This is a genomic window from Scandinavium tedordense (assembly GCF_024764965.1).
GTDB classification, from domain to species: Bacteria; Pseudomonadota; Gammaproteobacteria; order Enterobacterales; family Enterobacteriaceae; genus Scandinavium; species Scandinavium tedordense.
This window is the reverse complement of the sequence record NZ_JALIGG010000058.1, coordinates 340,560-358,507: the sequence shown is the minus strand read 5'-3', so window position 1 is coordinate 358,507 and position 17,948 is coordinate 340,560. Positions and strand designations below refer to the sequence as shown.

The following is a 17,948-nucleotide window of genomic DNA, read 5'->3' as shown; positions in this document are numbered from 1 at the left end:
TTACTCCGCTGCTTCTTCTGCCGGCTGTTCTGTCTGTTCTGCTAGTACTGGCGTGAATTGCACACGCTTCACATCGGCCGGAGCGAAATACAGCCACTCGCCCGTTTCGGTCGCCAGCGGCACAAAGCCATTAACCAGCTCAGGCTGACGTCGTGACATCTTGCCCGTGTATTCGCCACCGTCATTCGTCGTCAATTTGATGATGTAGATGTCGGACATTGAGAGCCTCTTTATCCGCTTGAGGGGGTATTTCCATTACGATGGGTCTGCCCATTGTGATGGCAATAAAAAAACCACCCGGAGGTGGCTATGAAACGCGTTCTAGAATCTGCATATTCCCTTCGAAAAGTATTTCCTTGGCTAACGGATTGGTTATTTCGCCACTCCAATATTTATGAGCTTTTTCTAGGGCAAGATCGTACGGTATATCATCATTCATCAAATGCTCATCACTCGCTTCATGTAAAACTCCGTCCAGCTCAACTCTGAACACAGCCTGATTACCTCCCAGCCCAAGTTGTGAAATCCAATAGTTAAGATTTTCTTCACCTTGTGATACCCACAAACATTTTTGCCTGGATGGCTTGTCTGGAAAATGTTCTCTCCGCACTGACTCCCAGATTAGCTCTCTAGTGTACTTGCAGAAATGCATTGCCAAATAATGGCCCCTTGTAGCAATGTCTTGTTGAGACATTCCAGTCTGCATATCCCCATTCCTGATGGCCCCCAGAAACCGCATCCACGACCACTGCTCTTCAGTCCCACCATTATTAACAAGCTGTGTGGGCAAGTTAGCGGAAAGGAAAAAGTTGAAAAATGGATTTACATCACCCGTGGTAATAACATCGTCTTCAGATATAGGCGGGTGCGGGTTCCAGGGTTCTGTTCTGCTTGATGTGATGTAGAAATAATCGGCTGACATATAACCTCCTTATCAAATGGAAGTTACACATTAGCGTTAGGATTAATCCGGGTGAAGCGAAATTAATCATCATCAGGTGCACTCGCAAATGCGCCTTGTGATGAAAGCCGTTGTGAAAGTGGCTCTCTTTGTGGCGAGCTTAATTCTGAGCTGGTTACCCAGCATTAGCTTCCATCAGCGCGACCATGTCAGGATCCATCTGGTCGATGATTCGCTCACGTGCGCCATTTAGTAATTGCTTTCGCCCACCTACGCCCCACTTATTCATGATCTTCGCGCAGTTGCTCACTTCTTTCGTTTCGTTCGCGATAAGAAGATCGAGACGGTTAAGGCGGGTCATATTGCTAATTCCGTTGAGAACCGCCTCACGGAAGGTGTTGTATACCCGGATTTCAAACATTGGATTCAGCCAGGCTGCATATCGAATGGCGATTAACTCCAATCCCCAAGAACCCTGTTCTTTCCCGCCACGTATGGTTTTTACCGATGCGATTTTTGTCGCATCGCTCAATGCCTTGATGAATCGCTTTATTTGACGGCTTTTAAGAAATTCACCGGGTCGCTGAGATTCATTTGCCTCACCTTTCATTACGGCGGCGGCATGCAGGTCGTTGAGGCTGTATCGACCATCGTGATCTACGCGAACTGAAATGCCATTAACAATTACTGTTGGGTGTTGCATAACGTTTACCTTACAGTGAAATGAACCTTTGCCGAAATGAAACGCCAGCCCACCGAAGGCTCGCCAGCACTAAACTGACGTCTCCAAAGGCTCATTTCACAGGTCAGGGTTCGGTGTGTTTTTGCTTATGCTCTACCGATTCGGTCGGCAGTTCTTCGTGCGGGCTGTCACCGCAAAATAAAAAGCCTCACGAATGCGAGGCTTGATTAAATCATTAAATTTCAACTAGATATAGGCATCCAATCAATAGCTATGAATACGTTTGAATAGTCATGAATAACCATGACCACTCGAAAATATTTTTATTTCAGGCACTGATCTTTGATGTAGCCCTGCAGATAGCCGATCTGCTTAGTCACTGTGACGATTCGCTCTCTGAGGGTGAAATAATGCCGTTCAGCGGAGTCAGTAAGTCGGGGGCTGGTAGCATCGACCACGCCGCCGGTGCCGGTCGCTCCGTTTGCGGGACAGTTTGCGTTGATCTGCAGCCGCTTACGGCCAGCAATGACATCGCTATGCAGACGCTCAATGGTTTCTTTCGCATCGGCCAGTTCTCCGGTGTATTTGGCATCGAGTGCAGCGACGTCGCGCTGACGGGTCTGCATGTCGGTGATTGTGTCGTTGGCCAGATTCAGCGCCTGGGTTTTATCATCACGCTGCTTTTTGTATTCGATGGCGTTGTCGCGGTAGTGGTTTGCAGACCATGCCAGGCCGCTAATTACAACGAGCACCACGATTGGCAGCCAGAACTTTTTCAGTAGCGCAACGATGGCTTCGGTCATGACGTCGACTCATTAACTTTCCCGCCCGCCTCTTTGAACTTGGCGATGAGGTTGTCGGCCTTGTGCTCGAACTGGCCATAACCAGCCCCTGGAAGCGATGCCCAAATATTGCTGCAACGGTCGATAGCCTGCCGGATGTCGCCTTTATCGATAAGAGGCAGCGCGCCACGCTCTTTAATCTGCTGCAATGCAACGGCATCCTGGCTGGCAGGAGAGAAATCTTTCAGGCCGAGTTGCTTGCGGTATGCGTCCCACCATTTGGACAGCAGCTGGTAACGACCGGCGGCAGTGGATTTAAGTTTCGGGTTCAGCGTAACCAGCTTTCGCGGGTGATCGGAGTAGTCAGTAAAAAGTGATCCACCGACGATGACGTCGTAACCGTGGTTTTTCGTTGGTTGCCCAGGTTTGTCTGTGCCTTCTGACCAGGCCAGCATATCGAGGAACGCTTTACGCTGTGGGTTCATTGCCTGCATCACCTACTCCGTTATGACGACACGCGCCAGATTTCCGCGCGCCATCCAGATTGCTGCGCACATTACTGAATTCAGCACCAGTTCCGCTGGATCAACCTGGACGTACTGTCCCATGATGATTCGAAACGCAGTGCCGCCCGCAGCCAGAATCAGCAGATAAGCAATGAACGCCACACCGAAGCGGCTCCGCTTGCCAGCCTTGCTGAAGAACATCAGCCGCATGACAATCAGGAGACAAACAATAGCGTTTGCATCCATCATGAAAACTTGCCATGTCATTTGTCTTCCTCCCCCAGCCCCGGCATTTTCCCGTCTTTCGACCGACGAAGAATACGCAGCAGGACTGCCACGGAAATGGAAGCAGAGACTATCGCCCCGACAGTTGGGGACACTTCAATGCTGGTCGGCGGCTTCATCATGCTCAAAGGGGTATTGATAATACCGGCCATGATTTTCGCCATCGGCACCGAGAACGTCACACCGCCAATAAACGAGATGACAGCAAAGATGGTCTGCTTCCAGAGTTGATGGGGATCTGAGGTCAACACATAAAGCGCCGTACCGGCCAACGACCCGAGCATTACTGCAGGAGTTGCCTCCGGGAACAGCGCGGCGAAAGTTACCCCGACCGCAGCCGATGTAACCCCGCCAGCAATAGTGATTGGCTCAGACATAAGCATTCCGTGTGTAGAGAGAAAGTGCCGCCGGGCGATTTAACGACAAAGCACAGAGGGATGGTCCCGACGGCACAAATAAAAAAGCTCACCATGTGGCGAGCAATATGAGGGTGTGGCATTGAGCCGAATGGCTCTTGTAATCGGCTCATCATTTATCGTTACGTGAGCCGAATGTCCCGGGTAGCGGGTCTGGTTCGCCTGGCTGGATTCGAACCAGCGATCATCCAATTATGAGTTGGGTGCTTTACCGCTTAGCTACAGGCAAATAAAAAGCCACCGGTGTTAACCAGTGGCTTGAATTCTTTTTCTGTCGACAACCAAAGCTATGGCGACGATATCAGATTTACACGAAATATAGCCTTTTCAGTTCGGTTTTGCAATAACTTGCTCGCAATTAGCTGCCTTTTGTTGTGAACGTGATCGCGTTACTGCAATCAAAGCTCCAGTATCAAGCCGAGTAAAGACGCCACGCATTGCCAACCAGTGAGGAAGGTATGTTTCTGTCCAGGTGGATTTAGCTACGCCAGCCAGCGACGCCAGCAGTTGATATTCATATGTCTCGTACCCTGCTAACTCGGCCTTGACGTCCTGAGCCGCCAGCCAAATCAGCTGCTTCAGCCGCTCCATAGTCTTCCCGGCAACCTTGCGCGCGCCTAATTGCTCTTTGAACTCGGCCCACGCCCACTGAGTTATCGCGATCTGGTATTCGAAGCGGATATTCTCGCTGTAGCTCCAGAGCAACCAGGCCTTTTGATGTTCATCGAGAGACAGTACCGCCCTGCGCCATGATGCAGTGCCAAACTCTACCGGCTGAACCAGCGCGATGGATGACCCCTTGGCGCGCGACTGGTTTCCGCTCATTGCCGGTCCGCTCGGATTGACCATGCGGCCGCTTGCCTGGTCGACAATCTTCTTGCGGCCCCGGCTGCGTGCCGTCGCGGTAAATTGCGCATTCTCAGCGAAAGCAACCAGTTGTCCTTTCGTCGCCCCGCTCAGATCGGCAGTCGCAATAATCAGCTGCTGGCGTATAAATTCCAGGTGTTGAGTGTTCATGCTGATGCTCCTGCTCTCTGGTAAATACGAATGAGGTTTTTTAGGATCCGGTAGTCAATGAGCACCGAGCCTGGACGGCGATAAATGCGGAGGCTTTGCCAGCGCCGGCGGAGTGATTCGATGAGTTCTGGTTTCACGCTGCCTCCTGTTTTCGAGCGCGGCGATTCTCCAACGCGCAGGCCCGGCGGGTGAAGATGGATTTGATGCGTTGCAGGTATGGGATGTCGAACTTGCGGGTTGAGTTGTCGTTATTCAGCGCCTCAACCTTCTCAGCACCAATGCGCCCAATCAGGCCCTGCTCAAACGCCTTCTGCGCGCCGGACTGGTTCCGGTTGCAGCGGACGCACTGGCCTGCCGTATTGTGGAGGTTGAAGGACAGATGCGCTGCTGCACCGCGCGATCGGTAGTGCCCGCAATCCATAGTGCCGCCAAACTTTTGCTCAGGTGTCGCTCCGCAACTGATGCATGGCAGACCGGCATCACGCAGACGCACGTACTTATTGAACGCAGCCTGAGCTTCTTTCTTCCACTGCGGCCTGGTCTTGAGTGCTACCTTGCGAATCTTCAGCTCACGGCGTTCCTGCTGCGCTTCCTGCTTTCTTTTGCGCTCGGTTTCAATCTTCTTCTTAGCGAGGAGTTGCTGGCTGTATTCGAAGCCATGATCAGGACAGCACCACCAGACGTTGGCGAACGTGGCAATGAATTTGGTCTTGCAGATTTTGCAGGTGCGGCGAGTTGGTTTACGCATGGTCACCGTCCTCAAAGAGCCAGTAGTACCCTTTGTGATAAGCGTTAATCCCATTGCAGCATCTACTAATGCTTGAACTATCGAAGCCTTCCCTTACCGCATCCATTGCTGCGCCGTAGCGTTTTCTCTTTCCAGTTTTCATACAAATTGCGATGACAGGTTTATGGGTACTATGTAACTCCCCAAATTTACCGAGCTGTTGCGGGATCCTTCCGAGTTCTCGGTAGCCATGTAAAACGTTCTCAGATGGCGTTACCCATTCAAGATTTTCCGCCCTGTTATCATCCCTGGCTCCATTTTTGTGGTTAACATGAAGTCCTTCCTCGTATCCATCGCAAAAGGCAAACGCGATCATTCTGTGAACTGAGTATTTCTTACCGTGAATCTTCACTTGCAAATACCCTGTGGATTTTGCAATGAATGGGTTTAGGATTTGCCCATCAAATCTCCTTGAGTAACCAGAACTAACAACCTTCTTGCGGTCAACTGAACGAACACGACCAAGATTGCTTACCTCATACTCTGGGGAGATGAATGATTCTTTCCAGATTTCACTCTCAAACATGGTCGTGTCCTTTTTCGTGATATTCGGAGTTGGCGGGGATCCGCAGTTTGATACCGCGCTCAGCGCACCAGACTTCAATGCGGCGCAGGTAGAAGGTCATCTCTTCGGTGTCGAGTAGCTTGGTTGACTTCACCATCTTGGTTTCACCAAGAACGGTTACTGGCTTGGCGGGACAGAACATGTCCTTCAGAAACTCATGAAGGTCTTCTTCAGTTAACTTGCTTTCGGAGTGGTGGTTGACGGAAGATGCAACGTCGCTATTCCACATCCAGAGAAGGGAATTTTGGGAGAGGCTACGCTTGTCCTTCCACGGCTTGATGATGAGGCGATAGCAGTCGCCAGATTCCAGCATTGGCTGGATCTGCTGACCGATAGCGTTGAAGTTTGATTTGTGCAGACGGATGCCGTCTTTTTGCAGGTTCATACGGCCTCCTTAACGGAAACCGCTGAATGCAGAAAATCGCAGGTGCATTTCTGCATCTGTGATGAGGTGGTGCGGTGCTCTTTGTGTTTGCGCATAAACGTCCCCGTTTAGCGCAGAAGTCACCGCCGGGTGTTCAAGCCGACGACAGACATAGTATGGCCCACTGATTTTGATTAATCAACGCATCAAAGATTATCCACCGCGACGCATTTGCACTCTCCAGTGTCTTAACGCCTCCAGCCCGATAAACAGCATCACACCAGCTAAAGTCTGCGGATTCTCATACGTTCCAGTTACCCCGACCAAAAACGATATTGCCATCTCGCCTGCAACCACCAGTGCAACCTTTCCAACTGAGATATATTTTTCTGTGTTCATGCAAAGCCCCATAAATAAAAACCCCACAATGCTAAGTCTATTGCAGGGTTGGATATGGTCAATAAATGCTGGTTATCTACAACCCTGGCCTCGCTTCACCTCCTGCTGCGGTGCTGCTTTGATATGCTGTCGCGGTTCGCCGTCTTTCGGCTCTGGCCACTGGCGCGCCATATTCACCTTCAGCTTTTCTTCCATCGCTGCAGTGATTTCACCATCGCTGAGACCGGCGCGGCGCTGTGCGTCCCACAACAGAAACTGCATATCAGCCCACTCACTCAGGTCGCCTGGTTCGGCTGCGGCCTCAAGCGCTTCTTTCGATAGGTGCTTGAGCGGGCCAACAGGGCCAACATCGCCGAACGTGGCCTGTGACCACTCAGCATGGCGCTGGCGAATGAGATTGCGTAACTGCAGCAATGAGCCGGTTTCTTCTGGCAACTCATCACGATTACTTACAGGTTGCTGCATTGCGGCGCGGCAGCCTTCATAGGCTTCTTGCATCGCTTCTTTCACCCATCCGAGCGGCTTCTGTTGTGTGTTAGCAAGCCACTCTTCAAAAGAAGGCACTACCGGCATCGCCTCTACTGCTGGCATATCGCACATGTTTTTTGGGTGCGGGTTTTCACGAATAATCCGAGCCATTTTGGCTGCTGGTCGCTCCGTGTCTTCATTGAATTCACGAATCACCGCTGTCAGTTTCTCGGCGTCAGCAGGTGAAATATCGCCATCAAAGAAAGCTATCGGCATAACCCCTACTGCTGGGGATGGCTGTGGGGTTGCGTATAGCGGTTGATATTCCACTTTCCAGTATTCCGACGGGTCGGTCGGGCCCAGAATAAACGGCGGTGGTAGCGCTCTGTCGCCATCGTACATCCACGCCACCGGCACGCCTTCCGCTTTCCGGTATTCCTGAAGCTCCGCACGGTCATTGCTGACGAACTCAGGTGGAAGGCCGAGTGGTGGCTTCCACTGCTCACCGCCATGCCAGGTAAATCCGTGATGTTCCAGAGTGGCGACCGCAGCCTTGCTTTGTTGCCCCTGCGCCATGCCTGCCTCCAGCTCATCCAGCAGCGCCAGAACTGTGGCAGGATTGGCTGCGGCGATGAAAGATGCATCGTTATCGTTGCGCCAGTGAGACAAATTGCCAGTGTCTTCATGCCGAACCGCTGGACCCATAGCATTAGAGTCAGTAACGAACACCACCAGAACTTCAGTTGTGCTGGGGAACGCCACCATCGCGGAACCGTGAGAGTCAATCCACCATTCGCCCTGTGTAGCCATTTCCGCCTTGGCGCGTAACGCCTGCTTATCCGTCTTAGTCATGCTCATTTGGCGACCTCCACGCTCTTATCGCCATTCACCCAGCCTTCCTGGTAATCAACGTCGCCAGCTGCTGACACACAGCGTGCCGCATGCTGAACATCGCTCCAGTTCATGTTGTTGATGGCCCAGTCTTCTATTTCAAAGTCATCCATGTGGAATAACGGAAGCGTGTCTTCTGCCAGGCTTCGACTGATATCTCCGCCGAACTCTTTGGCGTAATAATCAGCGCGGTTTGTTGCGATTAGCTGAACTGGAACCGCCCAGACGCTACCGTCGGGCATGGTGATATGAAGCTCTTTATTGATTACAGTGCTCATAGTGCTGCTCCCTGGCGAAGTTCGGCGTCGAACTCGGAAATAGTCATGCCACCTTCCTCTGTGTAATCTGCTGACGAGATATGCAGGCCATGGACAATGCTGCCGTCGTCGCATTGAATGTTGCCAACCCACAGCAGTCCGTCAGTAAAATCACCGTACCCGGATTCATGTCCGTCACCACATTGTGAGCAAATAGACTCAATATCGGATGGGTCAAGGAAGATTTGTTGAGGGACAAGCACGTAACCTTCTGGAATGACACTTGCCCGCACTTCAGCCAGGAAAGCGTCCGTTGCTGGTGTTGTCATAGCAGCATTCAGTACATCGACATACCACTCGCAATATCGGTAATCCAGCATGCCGTCAGCCTGTTCAATCCACATATCAGGCGCTGTCGCGAATTCAGCCGCTGACCTCAATCCCGCATTCTCCGCAGCCAGCGCGCTCAACTGCCCCATAACCTGCGCCAGCAACTCCCGTCCAGCCTGTGATTCCAGTTTCGCTACGTTCGGATACGCAGCTGTGATTTGTTCGATTGTCATGTTCATGCTGCGCTTTCCTCGAATTGGTAACTAATTTTCAGGCCAAGTTTCATTGCCAGCGCACGCTCGGCCACCGCGCCCTCTGACTCTTGCCACCCATGCAGCATGTGAATGGCGTCAGCACAGCGGATCATTGCCAGGCAGATGTCCATATACTGAAACTGGGTTAGTCCGTTTGGCAGAATTGCCGGGTTAAGCGCAACATGCCCATCATTGGCAATATGACTGGCTACCAGGTTGAACATCGGGCGATTAAAGTCTGAGTAGCCGGTCATTGGCCCTGCGATGTAAATTTTCATGCTGACGCTCTCCCGTACACGATCAAAACTCGCTGCATCGCCCCACTTTGGCGGCATTCGTTGAATATGGCGTTCTCGCCACTGGACTGCTTGCAGGTCCGCGAGCGAAGCGCTGCTCCAGCCTTTGCGCCAAATCGGCGGCGGTTATCCGTATGCCAGTTGTCGTATGCGCTGTCGTCCTTGAAGTAGCCTCGTCCGCGATACAGCACCACTTCACCATCACGAACCAGTTGATGCAGATAGTGCGTCAGTGTTTTCGATGACACATGTAACTGGCTGATAATTTCCCGGCGGAGCGTTATCGGCTGGGAGTGGATGATTTGTTTAACTTGCTCTTTCAGGGTGATCATCAGAATCCACCTTTCTTCGTTGGTTTTTCTTCGCGGGAACGACGTTTCTCTTCTGCGTCGATCTGATTGCAATCGTAAATCGCTCCATTTCTCTGGTCGCAATAGACAACGCCAGTGTTTCCGTGGCGGTTAAGTCGCAGCAGGAGCTCTGTCTCTCCTGGAGGAACGCTGCTGTCAAACGAGCCCTCTCGGTGTATCCCGACCCAGTAATCACAATCCTGTTCAATCTGCCCGGTGTCGCGCGAGTCGCTTGGAAGAGGTCGTTTGTTGGTCCTCTTTTCCAGTTCTCGGTTGAGCTGCGTCAGCAGCACCACAATGCATCCAAGCTCTTTCGCCAGATTCTTCAGCCCTTTCGTAATCATCCCGTAGGCCAGGTCGTTGCGATCGGCTTTCTCAGCGGTCATCAGGGTCAGGTAATCGACGAGGATCATCCCCACAACACCTTTTTCACGCTTGATTCTGCGGCTTTCACTAACGATGTGAGCCAGTGATAACCCGGGCGTGTCATCGATATAGAGCATGTCGATTTCACTTAGCCTGCCCGCTATATCTATCGCCTTTTTGAAATCGCCGTCGTAGTCACCCTGATACTTGTCATCGGCGTCTTCGGTTGCTGGCATGTAGAAAATGCTCGGGTTGATTCCAGACTTCTGGCCAACCAGTTTTTCCAGAATCTGGTCACCTGGCATTTCCAGGCTAAACAGCAGCGCAGGTTTCTTCTCGCGTATCGCGCAGTTGATTGCCATCTGCCCGTAGAGAGTTGTTTTTCCTTGCTTTGGGCGAGCACCGATAACGAAAAGCGAACCTTTCACCAGGCCCTTAGGGGCTAACATTCGGTCAAGAGAATGGATGCCAGTGCTCATTCCGCGCTGCTCTCCAGATGGGTCGAAACGCTTCTCCAGATCCTCAACCCAATCCTCCATGACTTCGCCAAATGAGCGCAGCCCGCGGCGACTTCCGGTTTTTGCATGGTCAGAGAGTTGCGTGAAAATTCCCTGGATGGACTCATACTTCTGAGTTGCCGTCATCCCGTTACGAGCGAACAGCAGCTCGGTAGCCTCGGTCATACGTTGGATGCCGTAGCGCTCCATCGCAGCTTCCCGGACCGATAGCGCATAGGCGACGATGTTCGCGGCGCTGGGTGTGTTCTTCGACAGCTCAGCGATGTAGGCGAATCCTCCTACCTGCGCAGTAAGCCCCTTGCTTTCAAGTGCGTCGTACAGTGTCAGGCCGTCTACCGGCTTGTTGTCGCGATGCATCTGCCGCATCTCGGCGAAAATCACCTGGTGAGCCCGACTGTAGAACGACTCCGGCTTGAGCATTGCCAGAACCTTCTGGGTGCGCTCGCTGCTGTTGTCGTCGAGTAACAGGCCGCCGATAACACTCTGCTCCGCTTCGAGGTTTTGAGGTACGGTCATGAGATCAGAGGTCATCACAGGCCCCCTCACGAGTTTTTGCGTACACGTCAACGTTCAGGAAGTACTCAAGTGACTTGCGGCGCCAGGTGCGGCCGGTGCGCTGATCCGGGCGGTTCTCCAGCATCCAGCGGCAGTTGGTGGATATATACCGGAGGTAAACCTCCCAGTCGTTCAACGTGAACCCATGACCATCGAGTTGGCGAGTAACCTTGCTGGCCTTCTGCCAGAATGAGCGGATCAGATTGCGGCGTTTTTCAGTCAGGATGTTTATGCCCTGAGCTTCTGGCAGAACAGCGCGGTAAATATCGACGACCTGCTCACAGCTGAGAGGCGTTTTTTTCTGGTCTGGATTCTTCGATGGAGATGCACTCTCTCTTACGTTAGTAAGAGAGTTATTAGTTATATTGTTATCTGTGGACACTGGCTGGACATCGGCTGGACACGATGCGCCCTTAGGCCATGAATCATGCGGCTTTGCGCTGGACACTGGCTGGACATCGGCTGGACAAAAATTTGACTGATATTCGTCATATTTGACCACTTTTAGAACAGTGAAACGGTTGTTTGATTTGGTGGTGATCATGCCCAGATGCTGGAACTTGCGAAGCAATGATTTTACCCGATCAGGTGTCAGTCCAGTTTCAATGGCCAGGGTGTTACGGCCGGTGATAAATTCTCCGCGCTCGCAGGTAACATCACCAACATCGGTCGATACCAATGTCTGCTCGTGATTGGCACGAAGAAGCAGATGGACCCATAAATGAGCCGCCTCAGCATCCTTGTAGAACGGCACATCCATAATTTTACGGTGCAGCAAGGCAAACCCCTTACCGCCTTGTTGACGCGGTTGTTGGAGCCTTCTGGCCTCTCTGGCTTCGGCTAAATTGGATACGTTACCCACGCTCACTCTCCTTACGTTTCAGATCTTCCAGGATGGCGCGCAACTTCACTGCCACCGCCGGGTTCACGGAGCGGATAAAGTGGTCGCGAGTAATGCTTTTATGTACAGCGGCCTGGTAATGGCGAGATTTTTTTGCCATTATTCCTCCTGCAATGAGTACGCAACGATTTGCACCTGAGAGCCCTTTCTGTTCGCGCAGAGGGGCTTTCGCCTTTTTGATACTTCCCATCACATAGTCCCCAGCATGGTTGTCACCATCGTCATCAGCGGTCCTACCTGCTCCGGCATGAGCCTGAACAACGACGCAATGCCCTCGCTTACCTCTTTCAGCTTCTGATGCTCTGGCGCGTCCAGAATGACCGCTTGCTTAGCTTCAGCGACTTCCTTCTCAGCTTCGGCCAGGCGTGCCAGCTTGCAGTCGGCACCAATCAAACGAGTTCGGTGTTGCAGCGGCAAAACGGCGAGAATAGCCGGTGTCATCTGGCGAACGTTGTCGCGGTATTGCTCTGAATCGAAACGGTTATCCAGGAAGCGGAATAGTTTCTGACGGGCGCGACTGTGATCATCCGGGAACTCGATACCCTGCCCGCCTTGCTGGCGCCACTCTTCGACGATGTGGGCCGAGACAACATCCTGACCTGCGGATGCCGCCCATGCACGAACCGCATCGCGAATGGCATCATGGCCAGCATCATTTTTGAGTTGATCTCGATTTATCATCGTTGCCGGAACGAATCCGGTATTGTGTTGAAACGCAAGTGATTGCATTGAAACTCCTTAATCGTCCTGCTTTTTGCTATGTGGGAATTCGCGATACTCGATCGCCTTTACCTCACCGGTAGGCAGTTTGTTGACATAAATCTGGCGCCCTACTCGGATGGCTTTGCTGATTGCCGTCTGGTGAACACCGATGGCAATTGCTGCTTTTGCCTGACCTACTTCGTCGACATATTCAGCAAGGGAAATTTTCATGTTGTGTTGCTCCGTGGCATGACTTAATCAAACAATACCATAAGTATTAAAACATGCAATACCGCCGGTATTTTTAATTTAATAGCTCAGGTATTACTATCTGAATATGGAAAAGAAAAAAGACATCACCCCAGCCCAGGCAGAAGACGCAAAGCGACTTAAGGCCATATACGAGGCGAAGAAGAAGCTGCTCGGCGTAACCCAGCAGTCGATTGCTGACGAACTGGATATTACCCAAGGAGCTGTGGGCCATTACCTGAATGGAAGGAATCCCCTTAATCTTCAGGTCGCATCTGCATTCGCTCGCATGCTTCAAGTGCCAGTAGAAGATTTCAGCCCTGCTCTTTCAAAAGAGCTTTCCGCGATAGGGCTTTCTTCAGTTGCAGAGTCGAATATCTCTTATGCAGGAAAATACTCCCCAAGCGGGAAATACCCTGTAATTAGCAGCGTTCAGGCCGGGTCTTGGTGTGAAGCTGTTGAAGCGTATTCTCTAAAGGACATTGATATTTGGCTTGAATCGGATGCACACATCCAGGGTGATGCATTCTGGTTGTTGGTAGATGGTGACTCAATGACAGCTCCAGCTGGCTTGAGCATCCCGGAGGGTACATTCGTATTGTTTGATACAGGACGTGAGCCGATCAACGGAAGCTTAGTGATTGCGAAGCTATCTGATTCAAACGAAGCGACGTTCAAGAAGCTGGTTATCGATGGTGGTCAAAAGTACTTGAAGGGCTTAAATCCACAGTGGCCACTTGTACCGATAAACGGCAATTGCAGAATAATAGGCGTGGCAATAGAGACCAAGCTACGGCTGATTTAGAAAAAACTTTAGATAAAATAATGCCAAGCAGTTCACAACCCTGCATTTTTACAAAAATAATTAGCGTGCTAGGATGTTTCCGATTGCAACAAGCGGGAAACATAAAAATGAAAAAGATTGTTATGGCTGTGATGATCGCAGCAACTATGGCAGGGTGTGCGTCTTCAGGTAACAAGCAATTAAGCAAAGAAACTGAAACTAGTGTTCAGGCAAAGATTCATGAGGGTAAAACCACTAAACCTGAGGTGAAAACTTTCTTCGGTTCTCCGGATAATGTTTCATACACTGATGGTGGAAATGAGATCTGGAAGTACTCGTTTGCCAAGGTAAAAATAGACGGGACTACTTATATTCCGTTCTATGGCCTGTTCCACAACGGAACCAACGGTACGAAGAAAGAGCTAACCATTCTCTTCAAGGATGATACCGTTCAGAAATACACAATGTCCGAGTCTGCTATTAATACGAAATCTGGCTGGGCAGACTAAGCGCTGATCCCGGCCTACACGCCGGGGTTTTCATGCCCTACTGCCGCCATCCTTCTGCATCCCTTTTTTCCTCCAACTCTACTACCCTGCCCATATCTTTACGTTTCTTCATAATAACGATCAATTGACGATAACCATGGTGACTGGGCTCATAGAATTCCATGGGATATTTCTTCCCAGTTAAGTTTTCATATTCTTTTGCTTGCCTATCGTGCTTGGTCCTCAAGGCAGGTAAAGCCAGTTCAGCCAATGCGATCTGTTGTTCGCAAAACTGAATTGCGCGCTCAAGGTGATTTCCAGACTCGCGAAGTTTGTAGTGCTCCTTGATTCTTTCTTGCAGCTTGAAGTGAAGATCCACAATCTGCTCTGAGCTTAGCCAACGGAGACCATCCACCCACTCCTTTCTATCCATCACATGTCCTCAATGATGTTTTTTCGAGCATACCATGCATAACAACTGAAAATAAAATCTCTTAACTTTCAGCAAATTAATACCTTCCCGAGAATTAATAATACCGCCAGTATTGCTTTATATTAATACCGCTAGTATTGTTTATTCATCGCGACAACACAGCGATGCGGCAATAGAGTCGCGGCGGACAGCAAGTCGCCTGCTCATTAACAATCAGTTTTGCATTCGAGGTTGAGCGGAGAGATTCGCATAACTCAGTTCCCTGGCTATCACCGGACCTTAAGGGGTCACGTCATACCTGGGCAGGCGGCGGACAACGTCGGGTGCACCAAAGCAGGAATGTTTTGGGGTGTGTATAGCTCAATTGGATAGAGCGCCCTCAGCAGAGGGAGTTGAGCACTAACCAATGTTCGCAACACAGGTTATCTCATCCGGCTGGCCAGACGGTATATGGGTTCAAGCCCCATTGCACACCACCAAAGCATTTCTCCCGCATAAGCGGGTAACTACAGAGGGTAAGGGTATGTGTAAACGAATTGATGGGGAGATTATCCGGGGTGTCATTAACGACCCTCGCCTCTTCTCAGGAATTGAACGGGTCAGAAGTGGCAGAGTTCAGATGTTCGGAAAGCGGATTGTCCAGGGCGGGAAGTGCATCCAGGAGTGCGACTTTGAGATCACGCCACCAGAAAGGAGCTGGTACTCAAAGGAAATTGATGGGGTTTGGCATTGGGTTGAGGGTTGTGATCGTTGCAATGGCTCGCCTGAGAAATGGGCCTATGTTCGCTGTGATAAACATGATGTCTGCGTTGATTGCGGCGTAGACAGAGAGCATGCAGCGAAATCACCTGGCATTGATGGAATGGGTGCTGTTTGGGGTTGTAGTGACGGATGGCGTTGCAATGACTGTCAGGAACAGATTAACAGAAAGCGTCTCGCAGAAGCTGAAGCGCGGATCGTTCCTGATGATGAATATGATGAGATGGATTTTTGGCACGAAGATGAGGCTCACTGCCCATGGTGTAAGGCTGAAATATCCACCGATGAATCATACGACGCCTGCCAGGAAGAGCATAAATGCCATGAGTGCGAGCGCCACTTCAAACTGACGGCGGAGCACTCCGTAACTTGGACAACAATTCGAGCAATCAAAGCCGCCTAATCAGCGGCTTTTTTCATACCTCAGTCGCTTCACCGAGGCGGCTTAGTTATGACAACCGGCGGCCATCCACCGCCAGAGATTAAGCGCAGAAGTCAATTTCGTTCCGTTAGCCGAGCGTCATCGGCATCACAAGGAAATAACCATGACCAAGAAATTCGAACTCGTCGCCGAATTAACTAAAGAGTTTTTCGGCAAAAAATTATTCCGCATACGTGCTCTTGTCTCCTTTGGTGATGTTGGTGAAGGCGAGGTGGGTGGTTGGGTAGAGAAAGAGGAATGTCTGGATCAGTCCGGCGATGCGTGGGTGTACGGCGATGCGCAGGTGTACGGCAATGCGCGGGTGTACGGCAATGCGTGGGTGTACGGCAATGCGCGGGTGTACGGCGATGCGCAGGTGTACGGCAATGCGTGGGTGTCCGGCGATGCGCGGGTGTACGGCGATGCGCAGGTGTACGGCAATGCGTGGGTGTACGGCAATGCGCGGGTGTACGGCGATGCGCACTGGATCACCGTTGGCCCAATCGGCTCAGAAAATGGCTTTCTCACTGCGTTCCGACAGAAAGATAACTCCATTATTGTGCGTCGAGGTTGCTTCTCCGGAACGATTGATGAGTTCGAGCGTGCTGTAACCGAACACCATGGCGATAACGATCATGGAAATATTTATCTGGCGTTAATCCCGGTAATCAAATTGCGTCTGGCGGAGGTATCGGAATGATGACAATCAATCACCCACTCCTTCGTCTGGCACAGCAGAAGGCCCGCGTAGCCCGTCAGAACGGTGATGGTGCCAAGTGGATGGAAGCCAACGAAGAAATGAAGAAAGCCGCTGGCATGCCGTGGTATCGCGGTCGCACCACCACTCACTAACACTCACCCCATTAAACGACCAGGCAGCCTGAACGGTGCCGGGATTCGCACAGCCAAAATCAGGAGTAATCATGAGCGAAGTAACGGATTTAACAGTCATCGAAATTAAACCGGACCAGGCGCCAATGCTATATAGCGCGGGAGGGCTCAACAGCTTTCTCGAGCAAATCCGCGAGCTGGCTAAAGAAGTGCCAGACGTTACCACTAAACAAGGCCGTGACCGTATTGGCAGCCTTGCGCGCATGGTTGGGTCCAGCAAAACAGCTATTGAGAAGCCTGGTCGCGAATACCTCAAGCGATTGAAGGAAGAGGTTAAGCCCGCTGAAGATGAGTTGCGATTATTCACCCGTGAGTGCGATGCCATTCGTGACGCAATTCTAAAGCCCCGTGATGAGTGGGAAGTCGAGCAGGAGCGCATCAAGGCTGAGGAAGCCATGAATACGCTGCACACTGAAGCGCTGGTGATGAATGAAAACATCGATTTACAGCGCGCGATTCAGTTTGAATCAGATCACGAAATGGCGCTGCTGATGAATAAGGATATTGACCGTCAGAGGGCTGATGAAGCAGCTGAAGTAGAACGCCAGCGAATCGCTCACGAAGAAGAGTTGAAACGCCAGGCTGCTGAGCAGGCCAAGCGTGAAGTTGAAGAGAAAGCAGAGCGAGAACGCGCTGAAGCTGCTCACCGTGAAGCAGCTCTGAAAGCACAGGCCGAGCAAGCTGAACGTGACCGTATCTCCGCCGAGTTGAAAGCCGAGGCCGACAAGAAGGCCGCAGCCGAGAAAGCGGAGCGCGAGAAGCAGGAAGCCATTGCGGCAGAGCAGCGCAAAGCGCAAGAAGAAGCTGATCTCATTAAGCGCGAAGCCGAAGCAAAGGAATCGGCCCGGCTGGCAGAAGAGAAACGCATCGCTGATGAAACGGCTAAACGTGAAGCCGACGTGAAGCATCGCAAAGCTGTCGGCACCGATATCGTCAACGCTCTCACCGCCAATACCAGTCTGACCCGCGAGCAAGCTATCGAAGTGCTTACGGCATTGAAAGATGGCCTGGTTCCACGCACCAAAATTCATTACTGAGGTGGCCCATGAACGCATTTCGAGCTTACGACCGAATCGAAGAACGGCGCTGGGTTGAGCAACAGCTCACCGAAGAGAAAGAGAAGTGGATCGACGACCGGGCCAATGAGCTGATCGCCATGTTTCCAACTGACCCGCTTCAAATGCGCTCCCTATTCATCTCGAAAGAGGCGTGCCTCGCACTGATTGGGTCTGAGGCTCAGGAAATATACAACGACTACATCTCCCGCATTTGCTACGCCCGCGCCGAAGAAGAATGGCAGCGCCGGGCGCCATGCCAGTTTTAATTTAAGG

Annotated in this window: 30 protein-coding genes, 2 tRNA genes and 2 pseudogenes; 8 read left to right on the top strand and 26 right to left on the bottom strand. The window is 51.4% G+C overall.

Features of this window, described 5'->3' with window-relative positions:
• The 25 genes and pseudogenes from MUU46_RS21140 to MUU46_RS21020 form a co-directional block, all read right to left on the bottom strand.
• A complete protein-coding gene (locus tag MUU46_RS21140; protein ID WP_258966588.1) occupies window positions 1-219 on the bottom strand; it encodes a hypothetical protein in 219 nt (72 codons plus the stop codon).
• Between the two features lie 88 nt (window positions 220-307).
• A complete protein-coding gene (locus tag MUU46_RS21135) occupies window positions 308-922 on the bottom strand; it encodes a DUF2441 domain-containing protein (protein ID WP_258966587.1) in 615 nt (204 codons plus the stop codon).
• A gap of 154 nt (window positions 923-1,076) precedes the next feature.
• The gene (locus MUU46_RS21130; protein WP_258966586.1) at window positions 1,077-1,604 is read right to left on the bottom strand and encodes a KilA-N domain-containing protein; all 528 of its coding nucleotides are present in this window, start codon (window positions 1,602-1,604) and stop codon (window positions 1,077-1,079) included.
• A gap of 302 nt (window positions 1,605-1,906) precedes the next feature.
• Window positions 1,907-2,386 (bottom strand): lysis protein, encoded by a 480-nt coding sequence (locus MUU46_RS21125; protein WP_258966585.1) that lies wholly within the window; start codon window positions 2,384-2,386, stop codon window positions 1,907-1,909.
• A complete protein-coding gene (locus MUU46_RS21120) occupies window positions 2,383-2,859 on the bottom strand; it encodes a glycoside hydrolase family 24 protein (RefSeq protein WP_258966584.1) in 477 nt (158 codons plus the stop codon). The genes MUU46_RS21125 and MUU46_RS21120 overlap by 4 nt, the downstream gene beginning before the upstream one ends.
• Window positions 2,860-2,862: 3 nt before the next feature.
• A complete protein-coding gene (locus MUU46_RS21115) occupies window positions 2,863-3,138 on the bottom strand; it encodes a phage holin family protein (RefSeq protein WP_133459881.1) in 276 nt (91 codons plus the stop codon).
• On the bottom strand, window positions 3,135-3,533 hold the full coding sequence (locus tag MUU46_RS21110) for a putative holin (protein ID WP_133459882.1): 399 nt from the start codon (window positions 3,531-3,533) through the stop codon (window positions 3,135-3,137). The genes MUU46_RS21115 and MUU46_RS21110 overlap by 4 nt, the downstream gene beginning before the upstream one ends.
• Window positions 3,534-3,726: 193 nt before the next feature.
• Window positions 3,727-3,801 (bottom strand) — tRNA-Ile (locus tag MUU46_RS21105).
• 98 nt (window positions 3,802-3,899) lie between these two features.
• Window positions 3,900-4,589, bottom strand: a complete 690-nt coding sequence (locus MUU46_RS21100) for a bacteriophage antitermination protein Q (RefSeq protein ID WP_258966583.1) — start codon at window positions 4,587-4,589, stop codon at window positions 3,900-3,902.
• The gene (locus MUU46_RS21095; RefSeq protein ID WP_125353954.1) at window positions 4,586-4,726 is read right to left on the bottom strand and encodes a YlcG family protein; all 141 of its coding nucleotides are present in this window, start codon (window positions 4,724-4,726) and stop codon (window positions 4,586-4,588) included. Before MUU46_RS21095 ends, MUU46_RS21100 begins: the two co-directional genes overlap by 4 nt.
• The gene (locus MUU46_RS21090; RefSeq protein WP_258966582.1) at window positions 4,723-5,337 is read right to left on the bottom strand and encodes a recombination protein NinG; all 615 of its coding nucleotides are present in this window, start codon (window positions 5,335-5,337) and stop codon (window positions 4,723-4,725) included. Before MUU46_RS21090 ends, MUU46_RS21095 begins: the two co-directional genes overlap by 4 nt.
• Window positions 5,330-5,902, bottom strand: a complete 573-nt coding sequence (locus MUU46_RS21085) for an NUMOD4 domain-containing protein (RefSeq protein WP_258966581.1) — start codon at window positions 5,900-5,902, stop codon at window positions 5,330-5,332. The genes MUU46_RS21090 and MUU46_RS21085 overlap by 8 nt, the downstream gene beginning before the upstream one ends.
• Entirely contained in the window at window positions 5,895-6,326 is a 432-nt protein-coding gene (locus tag MUU46_RS21080; protein ID WP_258966580.1) for a NinB/YbcN family protein, read from the bottom strand. Before MUU46_RS21080 ends, MUU46_RS21085 begins: the two co-directional genes overlap by 8 nt.
• A 192-nt stretch (window positions 6,327-6,518) precedes the next feature.
• Entirely contained in the window at window positions 6,519-6,704 is a 186-nt protein-coding gene (locus MUU46_RS21075; protein ID WP_258966579.1) for a hypothetical protein, read from the bottom strand.
• Window positions 6,705-6,821: 117 nt separating this feature from the next.
• Window positions 6,822-7,202: pseudogene (locus MUU46_RS21070) on the bottom strand (DUF550 domain-containing protein); the annotation flags it as partial.
• Window positions 7,203-7,742: 540 nt separating this feature from the next.
• A pseudogene (locus MUU46_RS21065) lies at window positions 7,743-8,024 on the bottom strand (ead/Ea22-like family protein); the annotation flags it as partial.
• Between the two features lie 2 nt (window positions 8,025-8,026).
• Window positions 8,027-8,341, bottom strand: coding sequence for a hypothetical protein (locus MUU46_RS21060; protein WP_258966578.1), 315 nt, complete (start codon window positions 8,339-8,341; stop codon window positions 8,027-8,029).
• Complete coding sequence (locus tag MUU46_RS21055; protein WP_258966577.1) at window positions 8,338-8,889, bottom strand: hypothetical protein; 552 nt, start codon at window positions 8,887-8,889, stop codon at window positions 8,338-8,340. The genes MUU46_RS21060 and MUU46_RS21055 overlap by 4 nt, the downstream gene beginning before the upstream one ends.
• Entirely contained in the window at window positions 8,886-9,182 is a 297-nt protein-coding gene (locus tag MUU46_RS21050) for a DUF4406 domain-containing protein (protein ID WP_258966576.1), read from the bottom strand. The genes MUU46_RS21055 and MUU46_RS21050 overlap by 4 nt, the downstream gene beginning before the upstream one ends.
• A complete protein-coding gene (locus MUU46_RS23010; RefSeq protein WP_374685022.1) occupies window positions 9,179-9,532 on the bottom strand; it encodes a hypothetical protein in 354 nt (117 codons plus the stop codon). The genes MUU46_RS21050 and MUU46_RS23010 overlap by 4 nt, the downstream gene beginning before the upstream one ends.
• Entirely contained in the window at window positions 9,532-10,965 is a 1,434-nt protein-coding gene (locus MUU46_RS21040; RefSeq protein WP_258966575.1) for a DnaB-like helicase C-terminal domain-containing protein, read from the bottom strand. The genes MUU46_RS23010 and MUU46_RS21040 overlap by 1 nt, the downstream gene beginning before the upstream one ends.
• Window positions 10,955-11,851 (bottom strand): DNA replication protein, encoded by an 897-nt coding sequence (locus MUU46_RS21035; RefSeq protein WP_258966574.1) that lies wholly within the window; start codon window positions 11,849-11,851, stop codon window positions 10,955-10,957. Before MUU46_RS21035 ends, MUU46_RS21040 begins: the two co-directional genes overlap by 11 nt.
• A complete protein-coding gene (locus MUU46_RS21030) occupies window positions 11,844-11,990 on the bottom strand; it encodes a hypothetical protein (RefSeq protein WP_258966573.1) in 147 nt (48 codons plus the stop codon). The genes MUU46_RS21035 and MUU46_RS21030 overlap by 8 nt, the downstream gene beginning before the upstream one ends.
• 89 nt (window positions 11,991-12,079) lie before the next feature.
• The gene (locus tag MUU46_RS21025) at window positions 12,080-12,619 is read right to left on the bottom strand and encodes a toxin YdaT family protein (protein WP_258966572.1); all 540 of its coding nucleotides are present in this window, start codon (window positions 12,617-12,619) and stop codon (window positions 12,080-12,082) included.
• Window positions 12,620-12,628: 9 nt separating this feature from the next.
• Complete coding sequence (locus MUU46_RS21020; RefSeq protein ID WP_133459895.1) at window positions 12,629-12,823, bottom strand: Cro/CI family transcriptional regulator; 195 nt, start codon at window positions 12,821-12,823, stop codon at window positions 12,629-12,631.
• A 106-nt stretch (window positions 12,824-12,929) separates the two neighbouring features.
• On the opposite strand from MUU46_RS21020, the gene MUU46_RS21015 reads away from it, so the two are divergent.
• A complete protein-coding gene (locus tag MUU46_RS21015) occupies window positions 12,930-13,646 on the top strand; it encodes a LexA family protein (protein ID WP_258966571.1) in 717 nt (238 codons plus the stop codon).
• A 107-nt stretch (window positions 13,647-13,753) separates the two neighbouring features.
• Entirely contained in the window at window positions 13,754-14,134 is a 381-nt protein-coding gene (locus MUU46_RS21010; RefSeq protein ID WP_258966570.1) for an SEN1984 family lipoprotein, read from the top strand.
• 37 nt (window positions 14,135-14,171) lie between these two features.
• Here MUU46_RS21010 and MUU46_RS21005 read toward each other — a convergent pair whose 3' ends face one another.
• On the bottom strand, window positions 14,172-14,546 hold the full coding sequence (locus MUU46_RS21005; RefSeq protein ID WP_258966569.1) for a hypothetical protein: 375 nt from the start codon (window positions 14,544-14,546) through the stop codon (window positions 14,172-14,174).
• A 348-nt stretch (window positions 14,547-14,894) separates the two neighbouring features.
• Between MUU46_RS21005 and MUU46_RS21000 the strand changes: the two genes are divergently transcribed.
• The 6 genes from MUU46_RS21000 to gamL all read left to right on the top strand — a co-directional run bounded on the left by MUU46_RS21000 (window position 14,895) and on the right by gamL (window position 17,941).
• Window positions 14,895-15,025, top strand: a tRNA-OTHER gene (locus tag MUU46_RS21000).
• A gap of 44 nt (window positions 15,026-15,069) precedes the next feature.
• A complete protein-coding gene (locus tag MUU46_RS20995) occupies window positions 15,070-15,708 on the top strand; it encodes a hypothetical protein (protein WP_258966568.1) in 639 nt (212 codons plus the stop codon).
• 142 nt (window positions 15,709-15,850) lie between these two features.
• Window positions 15,851-16,426 carry an LbetaH domain-containing protein gene (locus tag MUU46_RS20990; protein WP_258966567.1) on the top strand — a complete coding sequence of 192 codons (576 nt, stop codon included), beginning with the start codon at window positions 15,851-15,853 and terminating at the stop codon, window positions 16,424-16,426.
• Window positions 16,423-16,578: a host cell division inhibitory peptide Kil gene (gene kil / locus MUU46_RS20985; RefSeq protein WP_258966566.1), complete on the top strand. Its 156-nt coding sequence runs from the start codon at window positions 16,423-16,425 to the stop codon at window positions 16,576-16,578. The genes MUU46_RS20990 and kil overlap by 4 nt, the downstream gene beginning before the upstream one ends.
• A 71-nt stretch (window positions 16,579-16,649) precedes the next feature.
• Window positions 16,650-17,654, top strand: coding sequence for a hypothetical protein (locus MUU46_RS20980; RefSeq protein ID WP_258966565.1), 1,005 nt, complete (start codon window positions 16,650-16,652; stop codon window positions 17,652-17,654).
• An 8-nt stretch (window positions 17,655-17,662) separates the two neighbouring features.
• On the top strand, window positions 17,663-17,941 hold the full coding sequence (gamL, locus tag MUU46_RS20975; protein ID WP_258966564.1) for a host nuclease inhibitor GamL: 279 nt from the start codon (window positions 17,663-17,665) through the stop codon (window positions 17,939-17,941).
• Window positions 17,942-17,948: the final 7 nt, after the last annotated feature.